This window comes from Micromonospora sp. PRAS1 (genome assembly GCF_059553435.1).
On sequence record NZ_JCANNB010000043.1, the window covers coordinates 20,925 to 37,324 of the forward strand.

Annotated in this window: 15 protein-coding genes and 1 pseudogene; 8 read left to right on the top strand and 8 right to left on the bottom strand. The window is 70.8% G+C overall.

What is annotated here, in order from left to right; translation table 11 throughout:
* Positions 1–34 precede the first annotated feature (34 nt).
* Together sucC and sucD are read left to right on the top strand one after the other, a co-directional pair.
* Complete coding sequence (gene sucC, locus AC507J_RS28055; RefSeq protein WP_496292767.1) at positions 35–1,213, top strand: ADP-forming succinate--CoA ligase subunit beta; 1,179 nt, start codon at positions 35–37, stop codon at positions 1,211–1,213.
* A 4-nt stretch (positions 1,214–1,217) separates the two neighbouring features.
* A complete protein-coding gene (gene sucD, locus AC507J_RS28060) occupies positions 1,218–2,105 on the top strand; it encodes a succinate--CoA ligase subunit alpha (RefSeq protein WP_496292769.1) in 888 nt (295 codons plus the stop codon).
* A 43-nt stretch (positions 2,106–2,148) separates the two neighbouring features.
* Here sucD and AC507J_RS28065 read toward each other — a convergent pair whose 3' ends face one another.
* Positions 2,149–2,409, bottom strand: coding sequence for a DUF4190 domain-containing protein (locus AC507J_RS28065; RefSeq protein WP_496292771.1), 261 nt, complete (start codon positions 2,407–2,409; stop codon positions 2,149–2,151).
* A 158-nt stretch (positions 2,410–2,567) separates the two neighbouring features.
* On the opposite strand from AC507J_RS28065, the gene AC507J_RS28070 reads away from it, so the two are divergent.
* Both AC507J_RS28070 and AC507J_RS28075 read left to right on the top strand, forming a co-directional pair.
* The gene (locus AC507J_RS28070; RefSeq protein ID WP_496292773.1) at positions 2,568–3,851 is read left to right on the top strand and encodes a cell division protein PerM; all 1,284 of its coding nucleotides are present in this window, start codon (positions 2,568–2,570) and stop codon (positions 3,849–3,851) included.
* A gap of 87 nt (positions 3,852–3,938) precedes the next feature.
* Positions 3,939–4,631: a TetR/AcrR family transcriptional regulator gene (locus AC507J_RS28075; RefSeq protein ID WP_496292775.1), complete on the top strand. Its 693-nt coding sequence runs from the start codon at positions 3,939–3,941 to the stop codon at positions 4,629–4,631.
* Positions 4,632–4,808: 177 nt separating this feature from the next.
* Here AC507J_RS28075 and AC507J_RS28080 read toward each other — a convergent pair whose 3' ends face one another.
* Complete coding sequence (locus tag AC507J_RS28080) at positions 4,809–5,504, bottom strand: DUF4190 domain-containing protein (RefSeq protein WP_496292777.1); 696 nt, start codon at positions 5,502–5,504, stop codon at positions 4,809–4,811.
* 5 nt (positions 5,505–5,509) lie between these two features.
* The gene (locus tag AC507J_RS28085; RefSeq protein ID WP_496292779.1) at positions 5,510–5,806 is read right to left on the bottom strand and encodes a CD225/dispanin family protein; all 297 of its coding nucleotides are present in this window, start codon (positions 5,804–5,806) and stop codon (positions 5,510–5,512) included.
* A 162-nt stretch (positions 5,807–5,968) separates the two neighbouring features.
* Here AC507J_RS28085 and purN point away from each other — a divergent pair.
* Positions 5,969–6,574, top strand: a pseudogene (gene purN, locus AC507J_RS28090) (phosphoribosylglycinamide formyltransferase); the annotation flags it as partial.
* Positions 6,575–6,577: 3 nt separating this feature from the next.
* Positions 6,578–8,149 carry a bifunctional phosphoribosylaminoimidazolecarboxamide formyltransferase/IMP cyclohydrolase gene (gene purH, locus AC507J_RS28095; RefSeq protein WP_496292829.1) on the top strand — a complete coding sequence of 524 codons (1,572 nt, stop codon included), beginning with the start codon at positions 6,578–6,580 and terminating at the stop codon, positions 8,147–8,149.
* A 57-nt stretch (positions 8,150–8,206) separates the two neighbouring features.
* Here purH and AC507J_RS28100 read toward each other — a convergent pair whose 3' ends face one another.
* From AC507J_RS28100 to AC507J_RS28120, 5 genes are all read right to left on the bottom strand, one after another.
* Positions 8,207–9,229 (bottom strand): ABC transporter ATP-binding protein, encoded by a 1,023-nt coding sequence (locus AC507J_RS28100; RefSeq protein ID WP_496292781.1) that lies wholly within the window; start codon positions 9,227–9,229, stop codon positions 8,207–8,209.
* Positions 9,213–10,250, bottom strand: a complete 1,038-nt coding sequence (locus tag AC507J_RS28105; protein WP_496292783.1) for an ABC transporter ATP-binding protein — start codon at positions 10,248–10,250, stop codon at positions 9,213–9,215. The genes AC507J_RS28100 and AC507J_RS28105 overlap by 17 nt, the downstream gene beginning before the upstream one ends.
* A gap of 112 nt (positions 10,251–10,362) precedes the next feature.
* Positions 10,363–11,319: an ABC transporter permease gene (locus AC507J_RS28110; RefSeq protein ID WP_496292785.1), complete on the bottom strand. Its 957-nt coding sequence runs from the start codon at positions 11,317–11,319 to the stop codon at positions 10,363–10,365.
* Positions 11,320–11,442: 123 nt separating this feature from the next.
* Positions 11,443–12,381: an ABC transporter permease gene (locus AC507J_RS28115; RefSeq protein ID WP_496292787.1), complete on the bottom strand. Its 939-nt coding sequence runs from the start codon at positions 12,379–12,381 to the stop codon at positions 11,443–11,445.
* A gap of 81 nt (positions 12,382–12,462) precedes the next feature.
* Positions 12,463–14,067 (bottom strand): peptide ABC transporter substrate-binding protein, encoded by a 1,605-nt coding sequence (locus AC507J_RS28120; protein ID WP_496292789.1) that lies wholly within the window; start codon positions 14,065–14,067, stop codon positions 12,463–12,465.
* 424 nt (positions 14,068–14,491) lie between these two features.
* Here AC507J_RS28120 and AC507J_RS28125 point away from each other — a divergent pair, with 424 nt between their 5' ends.
* Both AC507J_RS28125 and mdh read left to right on the top strand, forming a co-directional pair.
* Positions 14,492–15,349: a bifunctional methylenetetrahydrofolate dehydrogenase/methenyltetrahydrofolate cyclohydrolase gene (locus tag AC507J_RS28125; protein ID WP_496292791.1), complete on the top strand. Its 858-nt coding sequence runs from the start codon at positions 14,492–14,494 to the stop codon at positions 15,347–15,349.
* An 86-nt stretch (positions 15,350–15,435) separates the two neighbouring features.
* A complete protein-coding gene (gene mdh, locus AC507J_RS28130) occupies positions 15,436–16,386 on the top strand; it encodes a malate dehydrogenase (protein WP_496292793.1) in 951 nt (316 codons plus the stop codon).
* Positions 16,387–16,400: the final 14 nt, after the last annotated feature.

Below are 16,400 nucleotides of genomic sequence, written 5' to 3' on the forward strand. Positions count from 1 at the left end.
GGTGCGCCGCGGAGACGGGACGGGACGCGCAATCGTGGACCTGTACGAGTACCAGGGGCGGGACCTGTTCGAGCGGCACGGACTGCCCGTGCTCGCCGGCGGCGTCGCCACGACCCCGGAGGAGGCCCGCGCGATCGCCGAACGCCTCGGCGGCCGGGTGGTCGTCAAGGCGCAGGTGAAGGTAGGCGGGCGAGGCAAGGCCGGCGGTGTCAAGCTGGCCGAGGGCGCGGAGGAGACGGTGGCCCGCGCCACCGACATCCTCGGCATGGACATCAAGGGCCACACGGTCCACAAGGTCATGATCACGGTGACTGCGGACGTGGCCGAGGAGTACTACTTCTCGTACCTGCTCGACCGGGCGAACCGCACCTTCCTCTGCATCGCCAGCGTCGCCGGCGGCATGGACATCGAGCAGGTCGCCGCCGAGACCCCGGAGAAGGTCGTCAAGGCCCCGATCGACGCCGTCAAGGGCGTGGACGAGGCGAAGGCGCGGGAAATTGTCGAGGCCGCCGGCTTCCCGGCCGATCTCACCGACCAGCTCGTCGAGATCGCGGTCGGCCTGTGGCAGGCGTTCGTCGCCGAGGACGCCACGCTGGTCGAGGTGAACCCGCTGGCCAAGACCAGGGACGGCAAGCTGCTGCTGCTGGACGCCAAGATCTCGCTGGACGAGAACGCCGGCTTCCGGCACCCGGATCACGAGGCCCTGGTCGACCAGGCCACCGTCGACCCGCTTGAGCAGGCCGCCAAGGAGAAGGACCTCAACTACGTAAAGCTGGACGGCGAGGTCGGCATCATCGGCAACGGCGCCGGCCTGGTCATGTCCACGCTCGACGTGGTCGCCTACGCCGGTGAGCGGCACGGCAACGTCAAGCCGGCCAACTTCCTCGACATCGGCGGTGGCGCGAGCGCCGCCGTGATGGCCAACGGTCTGGAGATCGTGCTCTCCGACCCGTCGGTCAAGAGCGTCTTCGTGAACGTCTTCGGCGGCATCACCGCCTGCGACGCGGTCGCCAATGGCATCGTCCAGGCGCTGGACCTGCTCAAGGAGCGCGGCGAGCAGGTCACCAAGCCGCTCGTCGTGCGTCTCGACGGCAACAACGCGGAGGAAGGTCGGGCGATCCTCGACGGCGCGAACAACCCGCTGATCGAGCGGGTCGACACCATGGACGGCGCGGCCGAGCGGGCCGCCGAGCTGGCGGCTGCGGGGGTCTGACGACATGGCTATCTGGCTGACCAAGGACTCGAAGGTCATCGTCCAGGGGATGACCGGCTCCGAGGGTTCCAAGCACACCCGGCGGATGCTCGCCGCCGGCACCAACGTCGTCGGTGGCGTCAACCCGCGTAAGGCGGGCAGCACCGTCGATTTCGACGGCACCGAGCTGCCGGTCTTCGCCAGCGTCGCGGACGCGATGAAGGACACCGGTGCCGACGTCACAGTCATCTTCGTACCGCCGCAGTTCACCAAGGGCGCGGTCGTCGAGGCCATCGACGCCGAGATCCCGCTGGCCGTGGTGATCACCGAGGGCGTGCCGGTGCACGACACCGCCGCCTTCTGGGCGTACAACGTGGCCAAGGGGGAGCAGACCCGGATCATCGGTCCGAACTGCCCCGGCATCGCCTCCCCGGGTGCCGCCAACGCCGGCATCATCCCGGCCGACATCACCGGTGCCGGCCGGATCGGCCTGGTCAGCAAGAGCGGCACGCTGACCTACCAGATGATGTACGAGCTGCGGGACATCGGCTTCTCGACCTGCGTAGGCATCGGCGGTGACCCGATCATCGGGACCACGCACATCGACGCGCTGGCGGCGTTCGAGGCCGACCCGGAGACCGACGCCATCGTGATGATCGGTGAGATCGGCGGCGACGCCGAGGAACGGGCCGCCGAGTTCATCAAGGCCAACGTCACCAAGCCGGTGGTCGGCTACATCGCCGGCTTCACCGCCCCGCCGGGCAAGACCATGGGGCACGCCGGTGCCATCATCTCCGGCTCGGCGGGTACGGCCGACGCCAAGAAGTCGGCGCTGGAAGCGGTCGGCGTGAAGGTCGGCAAGACGCCGACCGAGACCGCGAAGCTGATGCGCGAGATCATGTCCGCCCGCTGACGGACCGGACCGTCGCTGAGAGGCCGACCGCCAGGTCGGCCTCTCAGCGGTTCCAGTACGGGTAGTTTCCGGTCGCCCGCAGGATCAGGCTGACGACGATGTTCAGCACCCCGAAGGCGATCGCCAGGTAACCCAACACGGGCGACTGCCGGTACCGTCGCGCGTCGCGGATCGACAACCAGCCGAAGACGATGCCGAGGATGCCGCAGCAGAGCAGCCCGGTCACGATGCCCAGCACGCCCCAGAGGGTGGTGCGGTCCCGGCCCGCCGGCGGCGGTGGGGGCGGTGGATACGGAGCGTTCACGACTTTCCTCCGGACATCAGCTGCCGCGATGCGGGTAACGGCCCTGTTGCCGAGGCTAGACCGACGCGGGCGGCGTCACATGCGATCAGCCCGAATAAACGCCCTGGTGGCCCGGTGTCGGACAGCCGACGCGGACGCGGCATGCCAGAGTAGAGCCGATGTCCTTTGTCACCCCTGACCAGCCCCGCCGGGCGACCGACGGTCGTGGCCCCGGCGCCCGGCCGCCCGGCCGCGCCGGCCCGCCGCGTCGAACGCCGGTGCCACGCGACGAGCCCGCCGGTCGCAGCCACGCGCCGCTTGTGGTCGCCGCGCTGGTGGCCGCCGGTGGCGCCGCCCTCACCTCCTGGCTGCCGGTGGCGCTCGTGCTCTGGCTCTTCCAGCTCAGCGAAGGTGCGGCCAGCCTGCTCGGCGCGGGGCGCGCCGGGGCGGCCGGCTGGTTGCTCGGTCACGGGGTGCCGCTGGCCACCGCCGCCGGCTCGCTGGGCCTGGCGCCGCTCGCGGTGACCGCCCTGGCGGTGTGGCGGCTGACCCGCGCCGGGGTGCACGTCACCCGGGCGATCGGGGCCCGCGGCAGCCGGTCACCGAGCCGTACGCTCGTCGCCGCGCTGGCGGTCGGCGTCGCGTACGCCCTGCTGGGTGTGCTTGCCGCGGTGCTGGCCGGGTCCGGCGTCTCGCCGCTGCGGGCCGGGCTGACGCTCGCCGTCGTCGGCACGCTCGCCGCCGGCATCGGCGCGGCCCGCACCAGCGGAGCGGCCGAAGCGCTCGCCACCCGGGCGCCGTTGCCGTTGCGGGAGGGGCTCCGGGCCGGGCTGGTGGCCGGGCTGGTGTTGCTCGGTGCGGGCGCGGCCGTGGCGGGGCTGGCCGTGGCGACCGGCGGGGGCGATGCGGCCGACCTGATCGGCGCCTACCGCACCGGCGTGGCCGGGCAGGCCGGCATCACACTGGTGAGCCTGGCCTACGTGCCCAACGCCACCGTCTGGTCGGCCAGTTACCTGCTCGGTCCGGGTTTTGCCGTGGGCACCGACACGGCGGTGCGCACCAGCGAGGTCTCGGTAGGCGCGCTGCCGGCCCTGCCGCTCGTCGCCGGGCTGCCCAGCGGACCGGTCGACGGTTTCTGGTCGGCCGCGATCCTGGCCCTGCCGGCCCTGGTGGGGATGGCCGTCGGCGGGTTGCTCGCCCGCCGGTTGCGCCGGGCGCTCGCGGCTGGGCGAGCCCCGCTGAGCTGGGGGGCGCTGCTCTTCCCGGCCGCGCTCGCCGGGCCGGTGACCGGCCTGCTGATGGGCCTGGTCGCGGAGGCTTCGGGCGGGTCGCTCGGCGCGGGCCGGCTGGCCGAGGTCGGCCCGGTCGGTTGGCAGGTGGCGCTCGCCGCAACCCTGGTCATCGGCGCGGGCGCGGTGCTCGGTGCCGCCGCCACCCGCTGGCTCACCCAATTGGCGACCTGACGGTCAGGGCGTCCCGGTCCCGTTCGGCACGGCGGCCGAGCGGCGCGTCAAGAGCACCGCTCTCGAATGTGTGTGACACTCGCTGACATGCCTGCCGCCAGCATCCGGGCCCGGGCCCGGGCCGAGATGATCAACGAGATCAAGGAGATCGCCCGCCGCCACCTCGCCGCGGAGGGGGCGAACCTGTCGCTGCGCGCGGTCGCCCGGGACATGGGAATGGTCTCCTCGGCGATCTACCGCTACTTCCCGAGCCGGGACGAGTTGCTCACCGCGCTGATCGTCGACGCCTACCACGCTCTCGGCGATGCCGTCCAGGCCGGCGACGCCGAGGTCACCGACCGCGCCGACCTGCGCGGCCGGTGGCTCGCCGGCTGCCACGCGGTACGCCGCTGGGCGCTGGCCCACCCGGCCGAGTACGCCCTGCTCTTCGGCAGCCCGGTCCCCGGCTACGCCGCCCCACCGGAAACCGTCGCGGCGGCCGCCCGGACCCCGACCACCCTGATCGGGATCCTCGTCGACGGCCACACCGCCGGCACCCTGGCCGATCCGGAGCCGGGTGAGCTGCCCGGACCGGTGCACGCCGACTTCACCGCCGTCCGCGACAGCTTCTGGCCCGGCCTCCCCGAGGCGCTGCTCGGCCGGGGCACCGTCGGCTGGATCCACTGCTTCGGCGCGGTCAGCTTCGAACTCTTCGGCCAGCTCGATGGCTTGATCCAGGCGCGCGAGGAGTACTTCGACCACCAGATGCGCCGGATGTGCGACCTGATCGGCCTGCCCTGAGCGGGCGACCTGATCGGCCTGCCCTGAGCGGGCGGCGGCGAGTCGGGCGGTCGCCGAGCGGACCTGATCGGGCCGGCGGACACGGCGGGATCAAGCCGGAGGAGGCGTGGCCTGGGCAGGCCGGACATGGTCGAGGGGCGGCCCGGAGCACCAGGACACCCCTCGAAGCCAGCTCGCTCAGGGTTGATTCGGCACGGGGAAGTTCACCGTCAGCAGCACGATGTACAACACGCCCAGCAGGAGGCCGATCGCGCCGCAGATCAGGCCGGCGAGGGCCTGCCCCGAGTTGCCGGCCAGACCCTGGTCGGCCTTCTGCTTGCCCAGCCAGCCGGTGATGACCGCGGCCAACCCCAGCGGAATGCCGAGGTAGCAGCAGTTCAACGGGATCGACGCGATGCCGAGGATCATCGCCACCAGGCCGAGGGTGTTCTGCTGGCCGCCCGGCCCGGCGAAGCCGGCGTTCGGATACATCGGCGCGCCACCGTACGGCTGCGGGGCGTACGGGGGCGGGTAGGGCTGCCCGTACTGCGGCCCGTAGGCCGGCGGTGGCCCGTACGCCGGAGGCTGCCCGGCGGCCGGCGGCGCGTACGGGGCGTACGGCGCGGGGGAGGCCGGTGGCCCGTACGGCTGTCCCGAGGCGGGCGGCTGCTGGCCGTACGGGTCGACCGGCGGCGTGCCCGGCTCGGCCACCGGGGCGTACGGGTCGACCGGCGGCGTGCCCGGCTCGGCCGGCGACGCGTACGGATTCGCCGGCGGCGGGGCGTACGGATTGGCCGAGGGCGGGGCGTACGGGTTGTCGGCAGGTGGCGCGGTCGGGTCCCCGTACGGCGGCTGCTGGCCGTACGGGTCCTGACCGGGGTTACCGGAGTGCATCCGGCTCAGTAGCCCAGGGCGCTGTTGCTGGCCGCACCGAGCAGGCTGCTGCCCACGCAGCAGACGATGATCAGCGCGATCCAGACGATGCCGACGATCAGGGCCCACTTGGACCACTTCTTCGACTCGGCCGCCGCCGCCTGGGCACCGGCGTAGTCGCCCTGCTGGAGCAGCGGGTTGACCTTAGACGCGTTGATGATCGCCGGGATGGCCAGCGGCCAGAACAGGAAGATCGCGACGATCGACATTGTCATGTTGTTGTCGATCTGCTGGGGCGGCTGAGAGGGGTATCCGGGCTGCATTGCAGGTGCTCCTCACATATGTTCGCGGAAGGGGCGCGGGCCGCAGGTACGCTGCCGGCCCGAGCGACCGGCAGCGTACCCGGTCGGTGCGACCCCGGTGATCGGCGAAGGGTGCGCTGCCCAGCGTCCGGGCGCTGGTGGGCCGCCGGATAGGGTGTGCCGGTGACCGAGCCCGCCCGCATCGTCGTCCTCGTCTCCGGCTCCGGAAGCAACCTCCAGGCCCTGCTGGACGCGACCGCCGATCCGGCGTACGGGGCACGGGTGGTCGCGGTGGGCGCGGACCGCGACGGGATCGCCGGGCTGGACCGGGCCGGCGCGGCGGGCGTGCCGGCCTTCGTGGAGCGGGTCAAGGACCATCCGGACCGCGAGCAGTGGGACGCCGCGCTCACCGCGCGGGTCGCCGAGCACCGGCCCGACCTGGTCATCTCCGCCGGTTTCCTGAAGCTGGTCGGGCCCCGGTTCCTCGCCGCCTTCGGGGACCGCTACCTCAACACGCACAACACCCTGCTGCCGGCGTTCCCCGGCATCCACGGCCCGCGGGACGCGCTCGCCTACGGGGTGAAGATCACCGGGGCCACCCTCTTCTTCGTCGACGCCGGGATGGACACCGGCCCGATCGTCGCGCAGGTGGCGGTGCCGGTCCGCGACGACGACGACGTCGACACGCTCACCGAGCGCATCAAGGAAGCCGAACGGCAGCAACTCGTCGAGCAGGTGGGCCGGCTGGTCCGCGAGGGCTGGACGATCACCGGAAGAAAGGTCACGGTCGGAGTGGGTTCCAACCAGGACGGGCGCCGTCCGGTCCGGCGGGCACTGGTAAGCGTCTACGACAAGACGGGCCTGGCCGAGCTGGCCCGGGCACTGCACGCCGCCGGCGTCGAGATCGTCTCCACCGGCAGCACCGCGTCGACGATCGCCGCTGCCGGCGTGCCGGTGACCGCCGTCGAGCAGGTGACCGGCTTCCCGGAGATCCTCGACGGCCGGGTGAAGACGCTGCACCCGAACATCCACGGCGGCCTCCTCGCCGACCTGCGCAAGGAGGCCCACGCCGCCCAGCTCGACGAGCATGGCATCGCCGGGATCGACCTGCTGGTGTCCAACCTGTACCCGTTCCAGGAGACCGTCGCCTCGGGCGCGAGCCAGGACGAGTGCGTCGAGCAGATCGACATCGGTGGCCCCGCGATGGTGCGCGCCGCCGCCAAGAACCACGCCTCGGTGGCGGTGGTGACCGATCCGGCCGCGTACCCGATGCTGCTGGCCGCGCTCGACGCCGGCGGCTTCACCCTGGAGCAGCGCCGGGCGCTGGCCGCGCGGGCCTTCGCCGACATCGCCGAGTACGACGTGGCGGTCGCCGACTGGTTCGCCAGCACCCTCGCGCCGGCCGCCGACGGCTGGCCGGAGTTCGCCGGGCAGGCACTGCGCCGGCAGGCGGTGCTGCGCTACGGCGAGAACCCGCACCAGGCCGCCGCGCTCTACACCGACCCGGCCAGCCCGTCCGGGCTCGCCCAGGCCGAGCAGTTGCACGGCAAGGAGATGTCGTACAACAACTACGTCGACGCGGACGCCGCGTGGCGGGCGGCGAACGACTTCGCCGACCAGCCGGCGGTGGCGATCATCAAGCACGCCAACCCGTGCGGCATCGCGGTCGGTGCGGACGTGGCCGAGGCGCACCGCAAGGCGCACGCCTGCGACCCGGTCTCCGCGTTCGGTGGCGTCATCGCGGTCAATCGACCGGTCTCGGTCGAGCTGGCCGGGCAGATCGCCGAGATCTTCACCGAGGTCGTCGTGGCACCGGGCTACGAGCCGGGCGCGACCGAGCTGCTCCAGGCCAAGAAGAACATCCGGTTGCTGCGGGCCCCGGAGTTCCGGCCGCTGCCGGCGGAGTGGCGGCAGGTGACCGGCGGCGTACTGGTGCAGGTGCGCGACGCGATCGACGCTGCGGGCGACGACCCGGCGACCTGGCGGTTGGCCACCGGTGACGCGGCCGACGAGACGACCCTGGCCGACCTGGCCTTCGCCTGGCGGGCGGTACGCGCGGTAAAGAGCAACGCGATCCTGCTGGCCCGCGACGGCGCAACGGTCGGCGTCGGAATGGGCCAGGTCAACCGGGTCGACTCCGCCCGCCTGGCGGTCAGCCGGGCCGGTGCCGAGCGGGCGCGCGGTGCGGTCGCGGCCTCGGACGCGTTCTTCCCGTTCGCCGACGGCCCGCAAATCCTGCTCGACGCCGGTGTCCGGGCGATCGTGCAGCCCGGCGGCTCGATCCGCGACGAGGAGGTGATCGCCGCCTGCAAGCAGGCCGGCGTCACCATGTACCTCACCGGTACTCGGCACTTCTTCCACTGAGCTACGTGTTAACAGGGGGCCCCTTTACTACCTGAGGCGTTAACAAGGGGCCCTTCCTTACCCCCTGAGTTCGGCGAAGTGGCAGGCGGAGGGGTGCGGGTCCGCCGCCCGCGGCACCGCCTGCGGGTCCTGGAGCGCGCAGATCTCCTGCGCCTTCCAGCAACGGGTCCGGAAGTGACAGCCGGACGGCGGGTCGGCCGGTGACGGCACGTCGCCGCGCAGCCGGATGACGCTGCGGTGTTCCCGGGCGTCCGGGTCGGGTACCGGCGCGGCGGAGAGCAGCGCCTGCGTGTACGGGTGGGTGGCCCGCTCGTAGATCTCCTCCTCGGTGCCGATTTCCACGATCCGGCCGAGGTACATCACCGCGATCCGGTCAGAGATGTGCCGGACCACCGACAGGTCGTGGGCGATGAAGATGTACGAGAGCCCGAACTCGTCCTGGAGCTGTTCCAGCAGGTTGATCACCTGGGCCTGGATGGAGACGTCCAGCGCGGAGACCGGCTCGTCGCAGACGATCACCTCGGGGCGCAGCGCGAGGGCCCGGGCGATGCCGATGCGCTGCCGCTGGCCGCCGGAGAACTGGTGCGGATAGCGGTTGACGTGCTCCGGGTTCAGCCCGACCACGTCGAGCAGTTCCTGGACCCGGCGCTCACGGCTGCCCTTCGGCGCCGCCTCCGGGTGAATCTCGAACGGCTCGCCGATGATGTCGCCGACTGTCATCCGGGGGTTCAGCGAGGTGTACGGGTCCTGCATGACCATCTGCATGTTGCGGCGGATCCGGCGCAGCTCGGCGCCGGAGGCGGCGAAGAGGTCCTGCCCGGCCAGGGTGGCCCGCCCGGCGGTCGGGCGCTCCAGCCGCATCAACAGTCGGGCCAGGGTGGACTTGCCGCAGCCCGACTCGCCGACGATGCCCAGCGTCTCGCCCCGGCGCAGTTCGAAGCTCACCCCGTCGACCGCCTTGACCGCACCGACCTTCTTCCTGAACAGCACCCCCTGGGTGATCGGGAAGTGCTTGACCACGTGGTTGACGTCGAGAATCGTTTCGCCCCGCACCTTGGTGGGGCTAGCGGGCGCGGTCATCGCGTACCTCCTGTGCGAAGTGGCACGCGCTGGTCCGGCCGTCGCCGAGGACCAGGTCGTGCGGCACCACGTCCACGCAGACCTGCTGCGCGTAGGGGCACCGGGGGTGGAAGGGGCAGCCGCTCGGGATGCTCATCAGGTTGGGCGGCAGGCCGCGGATGGTGGAGAGCTGCCCGCCGCGCTGGTCCAGCCGCGGGATCGAGGAGAGCAGCCCCTTGGTGTACGGGTGGGCGGGTGCCCGGTACAGCGAGCGGACGTCGGCGTGCTCGACGATCCGGCCCGCGTACATGACCGCGATCCGGTCCGCGACGTCGGCGACCACGCCGAGGTCGTGAGTGATCAGGATCATCGCCATGTCCAGGTCGCGCCGCAGTTCGGCGAGGAGGTCCATGATCTGGGCCTGCACTGTGACGTCGAGCGCGGTGGTCGGCTCGTCGGCGATGAGCACCCTGGGCTCCATGGCCAGCGCCATGGCGATCATCACCCGCTGGCGCATGCCGCCGGAGAACTGGTGCGGGTAGTTGCCGAGGCGCGTGGCCGCCGCCGGGATCTGCACCAGGTCCATCAGTTCCACGGCGCGGCGGCGGGCGTCGGCCCGGGACATGCCGAGCCGCTGGCGTAGCGTCTCACCGATCTGCCAGCCGACCGGGAAGACCGGATTCAGCGCGGAGAGGGCGTCCTGGAAGATCATCGCGATCTCCTTGCCCCGCACCTGCCGGCGCTGTTCCTCGGGCAGGCTCAGCAGGTCCCGGCCCTGGTAGCAGATCTGGCCGGAGGTGATCTGCGCCGGCGGGCTGTCCAGGATGCCCATGATCGCCTGGGCGGTGACCGACTTGCCGGAGCCGGACTCGCCCAGCACCGCGAGCGTCTCACCTGGGTCGAGGTGGTAGCTGACCCCGTTGATCACCTTGGCCACGCCCTCGTTGGTGCGGAACTCGATGTGCAGGTCGCGCAGATCGAGCAGGTGACCACCGGGCGGAGTCGGAGAGGCCGGCGTCGGCCGTACGGCCGCTTGGTTCATGGCTGATCTCGCCTTTCGCTCGGGACTACGGGGCTCGCTGTGCGCACTCCTCGCGTTTGTCTCTGCTCCGTCCTCGCGTTCGTCTGCGCGCACTCCTCGCGTTTGTCTCTGCTCACCGGAGCTTCGGGTCGAAGGCGTCCCGGATGGCGTCGCCGAGCATGATGAACGCCAGCACGGTCAGCGCGAGGAAGGTCGACGGGACCACCAGCGGGGTGGCCGACTCCCGCATGTGCACCCGCCCGCTGTTGATGTCGATGCCCCAGGAGATGGTCGGCTCCCTGAGGCCGATGCCGAGGAAGGAGAGGGTCGCCTCGGCGGCGATGAACGAGCCGAGCGCGATGGTCAGCACCACGATCGCCGGGGCCAACGCGTTCGGCAGGATGTGCCGCCACATGATCCGGCCGTTGCCGGCGCCCAGCATCCGGGCCGCCGCCACGTAGTCCTGCTGCCGGGCGGTGATCACCGAGGAACGGACCACCCGGGCGGCGGTGGTCCAGCCGAGCACCGCGAGCACGAAGATGACCGACGCGAGGCGGACCGTCGCGCTGTCGGCGGCGACCCGCTTGAGCAGCACGATGGCGGCCAGCAGCAGGGGGATGCCGAGCACGACGTCGATCACGCGGGAGAGGACCGCGTCGACCCAGCCGCCGAAGTACCCGGCCAGCATCCCGACGACCAGGGCGATCACCCCGGTGAAGAGCGCGGAGAGGGCGCCGACCAGCAGCGAGGCGCGGGCACCGTAGACCGCCCGGGCGTACGTGTCGCAGCCCTGGAAGTCGTACCCGAAGATGGCTCCGCCGGACGGCCCGGCATGCTGCCGGGAGAGCACGCAGTCGGCCGGGTCGTTGCTTGTGAACAGCCCCGGCGCGGCGGCCATCGCGGTCACCAGCAGCACCAGGACGAGGCTGATCCAGAAGATCGGCTTGCGCCGCAACTCCCGCCAGGCGTCCCCCGCCAGGCTGCGCGGCTTGCGGGACCGGCCCACCCGCCCCGCCGTCCCCGGCTCACCGGACACCCCGCGCCGGGCCGCCTGGTTCTCGCTGGCCGCCACCGTCTCGAAGTCACTCAAAACAACACCTCCCCACCCCACCCCAGACCTCGTTGACCATGAAGTTGTTGCCCGCGTAGGCGGCGTGTCGTGGCAATAACTTCATGATCGACCAGCTCGGGAGGTGGGGAGGTGGGGGCGGGTTTACTCATAGCGGATCCTTGGGTCTAGGACGGCGTAGAGGATGTCGACCGCGAGGTTGGCGACCAGGTAGACCACGACCAGGACGCTGACGATGCCGACCACCAGCGGACCGTCCTCGGTGCGGATGCCGCGGAAGAGGTTGAAGCCGACGCCCGGGATGTTGAAGACGCCCTCGGTGATGATCGCGCCGCTCATCAGGTTCCCCAGCTCGACGCCGAGGAAGGTGATCACCGGGATCAGCGAGTTGCGCAGCACGTGCACGCTCACCACCCGTCGCCCGGGCAGACCCTTCGACCGCGCGGTACGCACGTAGTCGGCGCGCAGGTTCTCGGCCACCGAGGTACGCGTCAGCCGCAGCGCGGTGGCCAGCGAGAGCGAGCCGAGCACGATGCCGGGCAGCAGCAGCGCGTAGAAGTCCGGATCGGCACCGGCGGTGGCCGGGAAGAGCTGCCACTTGACGCCCAGGAAGTACTGCGCGAGCGGGGCGAGCACGATTGTCGGTACGCCGAGCACCAGCAGCGTCAGCAGCAGGGTGGCGTTGTCGAAGACGCTGGCCCGTCGGATGCCGGCGAGCACGCCTGCGGTGACGCCGAAGATGACGGCGACCGCGATGGCGATCAGCGCCAGCTTGATCGTGACCGGCCAGGCGGCGGCGAGGATCTCGGCGATCGACCGCCCGGTGAGCGACTCGCCCAGGTCGCCCCGGACCAGGTTGCCGAGGTAGTCGAAGTACCTGTAGAAGAAGCCGCCGACGCCTGTCGCGTCCAGGTGGTACTTCTCGGTGAGGTATGCCCGCTGCGCCTCGGTCACCGGCCGCTCACCGGCGAGCGCCTGGATCGGGTCGCCCTGGCCGGCGAACATCAGCGCGTAGACGATCAGGGTGGTGCCGAAGAAGGCCAGGATCATCTGGAGCAGGCGCCGCACGATGAAGCGGAACATACTTGACAGTCTCTCTGAAAAGGGGCGAACCACGTGGCGGGTCGGGCCACCTCGCGATGACCCGACCCGGCGTACGTGGAGCTACTTCACGGCCTCGATCTCAAGCAGGTTGATCCGGTCGAAGAGATCCATCTCGACGTTCTTCACCTTTGTCGAGTGCCCGAAGTTGTTCTGGCCGTACCGCAGCGGGATCACCGGCAGCTCCTCCGCCAGCAGGTCCTCGGCCGCCTGGTACTTCTGGATCGCCGCCTCCTCGTTGGGGGCGCTGGCGCCCTCGGCGAGCAGCCGGTCGAACTCGGCGTTGCGGTAGCCGTAGTAGTTCGACGAGCCGTTGCTGCTGAAGATCGGTCCCAGGTAGTTCTCCATGGACGGGTAGTCCATGATCCAGCCCATCCGGAACAGGCCCACCGGCTGCTTGGCCTTGACCTTGGTCAGCAGGTCGGCGAACTTCGGCTCGGCGTTGCCGACGCAGTCCACGCCCAGGTTGGCCTTGAGCTGGTTACAGGTCGCGTCGATCCAGTCCTTGTGGCCGCCGTCGCCGTTGTACGACAGGGTGATCTTCGACGGGCCGCCCGCGGCCTGGTAGAGCGCCTTGGCCTTGGCCGGGTCGAATTCGCCCGCGGCGCCGATGGTGTTGCCCCGGTACCCGGCGACCACCGGCGAGACGAACGAACGAGCCGGCTGCTGCGAGTCCTTGAAGATCGACCTGGTGATCTCCTCCCGGTCGATCGCCATCGAGATGGCCTTGCGTACGTCCGGGTTGCTGAACTCCTCCTGGAAGGTCGGGAAGGAGAGGAAGTGCAGCGACGAGGCGGGGCTCTGCTGGAACCGGTCACCCAGGTCGACCGGGGCCGTGGAGAGGTTCTCGGTCGGAATGGTCTTGATCACGTCGAGGTTGTCCGACAGCACGTCCGCGTACGCGGCGGTCAGCTGCTGGTAGATCCGGAACTCGACGCCGGCCACCTTCGGCTGCTCGCCGGGGAAGGCGTCGTAGCGCTCGACCTCGACCTTGGCATCGTGCTGCCAGGTGCCCTTCATCTTGAACGGGCCCTGACCGATCGGCGCCTGCTCGTACCCTTCGACCAGCTCGCCGGGTGCGGAGAACGCGGCCTCCGGCAGCGGGTAGAAGGCGGTGTAGCCGAGCATCGACTTGAACTCGCTGTACGGCTGGGAGAGCGTGACGGTGAAGGTCAGGTCGTCGACCTTCGCCAGGCCGCTGAGCGTCCGGGTCGACGGGTTGTCGCCCTGGAGGTCGTCGTACCCGGCGATCTTCTCGAAGAAGTAGCTGGAGTTCTGGCCGTTGGGGGCGTACGCGCCGTAGTTCCAGGCGTCGATGTAGTTGTCGGCGGTGACGGCCTCGCCGTTGTGGAAGGTGTAGCCGTCCTTGAGCTTGATCGTCCAGGTGACGTTCTCCTCGGACGTGATCGACTCGGCCGCCACCTCGTACGGCTTGTGCGCCTCGTCGTAGTCGACAAGCGGGCTGAACAGGGCGGCGAGCACCTGCGAGCCGCTCGTCTCGTTGGTGTTGGTCGGCACCAGGTGCTGCGGCTCGGCGATCTCGATCCGCACGGCCGCGTTGGGGTCGCTCTCGCCGGATCCGCCGCCGCCGCCCGAGCCGCAGGCCACCAGGCCCAGGGTCACCGCGAGCGGGAGGGCGGTCCAGGCGGCGAGCCTACGAACACGCATTGAGCCTCCTCATCTCATCACGCTGCGCAGTCAGGCCCGGCATTGGGGTGACTCTGTGCAACGACGGGCAACGGTAGGTCGTGCACCGCGAGTCGGCAACGTAGCGGTTGCGAACGGGTAACAGAACGGGCACCCCGTAGTTGTCGGTCATCCGCCACCGTGCTATGCCGCGCTTGAGAACAACGGTCTGGCGTGCGAAGACTTGGTCGGGTCGGAGGCCTGTCCGGGTGGCGTGTGGCACTTCGCGCCGAAGCGCCACGGTCGTCGGATTGCGGGTGTTCGTGTCCGGGCGTCCGGACCCGTCGAGGCGGAACTCCGCATAGTGTTACTCAAAGTGAAGAAGGACACGTCACGGAAAGTAGTGTCCTGGTCGAGGTTGCCGGCCGGCGTGGTCGGCGGAGCCGGCCGTGAGACGATCTGAGGCGTGACGGCGACGCTTCTGGACGGCAAGGCGACCGCGGCGGAGATCAAGGACGAGCTGCGGACGCGGGTCAAGGCGCTGGCGGAACGGGGCACCGTGCCGGGGCTGGGTACGGTGCTGGTCGGGTCGGATCCCGGCTCGCAGGCGTACGTAAACGGCAAGCACCGCGACTGCGCCGAGGTGGGCATCGCCTCGATCCGCCGGGAGCTGCCGGCCGACGCTACGCAGGAGCAGGTCGACGAGACCATCGCCGAGCTGAACGCCGATCCGGCGTGCCACGGCTACATCGTCCAGCTGCCCCTGCCGGCCCACCTGGACACGCAGCGGGTGCTGGAGCTGATCGACCCGGACAAGGACGCCGACGGCCTGCACCCGGTCAACCTGGGCCGGCTGGTGCTGGGCTACGACGGGCCGCTGCCGTGCACCCCGCGCGGCATCGTGGAGCTGCTGCGCCGGCATGACGTGCCGCTGCGCGGAGCCAACGTCGCGGTGGTCGGCCGGGGCAACACGGTCGGGCGTCCGCTCGGGCTGCTGCTCACCCGGCGCAGCGAGAACGCCACGGTGACCCTGTGCCACACCGGCACCCTCGACCTCGCCGCGCACACCCGCGCCGCCGACATCGTCATCGTCGCCGCCGGTGTGCCCGGCCTGCTCACCGCCGACATGATCAACCCGGGCGCGGTGGTGGTCGACGTCGGCATCACCCGGGTGATCGGCCCGGACGGCAAGGGCCGCTACACCGGCGACGTGGACCCGGAGGTCGCCGAGGTGGCCGGCAAGCTGGTGCCGATGCCCGGCGGTGTCGGCCCGATGACCCGCGCCATGCTTCTCACCAACGTCGTCGAACGCGCGGAGATGTAAGCAAGGCCATCCGCCCCTGGCCTGTTTGGTGCCAGGATGGCTGATACCGTCCGGAAAACCGACTGGTATCAGGGAGTGGGACGACCATGGGTAAGAAGGTCACTGTCGTCGGCGCCGGCTTCTACGGCTCCACCACCGTGCAGCGCCTGGCCGAGTACGACGTCTTCGACACCGTCGTGATCACCGACATCATCGAGGGCAAGCCCGCGGGCATCGCGCTCGACCTCAACCAGTCGCGCCCGGTGGAGGGCTTCGAGACCAAGGTGGTCGGCGTCACCACCGGTCCGAACGGCGAGGGCTACGAGGCCATCGAGGGCTCGGACGTGGTGGTCATCACCGCCGGCCTGCCCCGCAAGCCGGGCATGAGCCGGATGGACCTGCTGGAGACCAACGCCAAGATCGTCCGGCAGGTTGCCGAGAACGTCGCGAAGTACGCCCCGAACGCGGTCGTCATCGTGGTCTCCAACCCGCTGGACGAGATGACCGCGCTGGCCCAGATCGCCACCCAGTTCCCGCGCAACCGGGTGCTCGGCCAGGCCGGCATGCTGGACACCGCCCGGTTCACCAACTTCGTGGCCGAGGCGCTTGGCGTGGCGGTGAAGTCGGTGAAGACGCTGACCCTGGGTTCGCACGGCGACACCATGGTCCCGGTGCCCTCGAAGAGCACCGTCGACGGCAAGCCGCTGCGCGACGTGATGCCGGCCGAGCAGATCGAGGAGCTGGTGGTCCGGACCCGTAACGGCGGTGCCGAGGTGGTGGCGCTGCTCAAGACGGGCTCGGCCTACTACGCCCCGTCGGCCGCCGCCGCCCGGATGGCCAAGGCCGTGGTGGAGGACTCCGGCGAGGTCATGCCGGTCTGCGCCTGGGTCGACGGCGAGTACGGCATCTCCGGCGTCTACCTGGGCGTCGAGGCCGAGATCGGCCGCGAGGGCGTCCGCCGGGTCGTCGAGACCGACCTGGACGCCGACGAGCTGGCCGCCCTGAAGGAGGCCGCCGAGGCCGTCCGCGCCAAGCAGGCCGACATCACCAGCATGTGAGCCGCAACGCACTG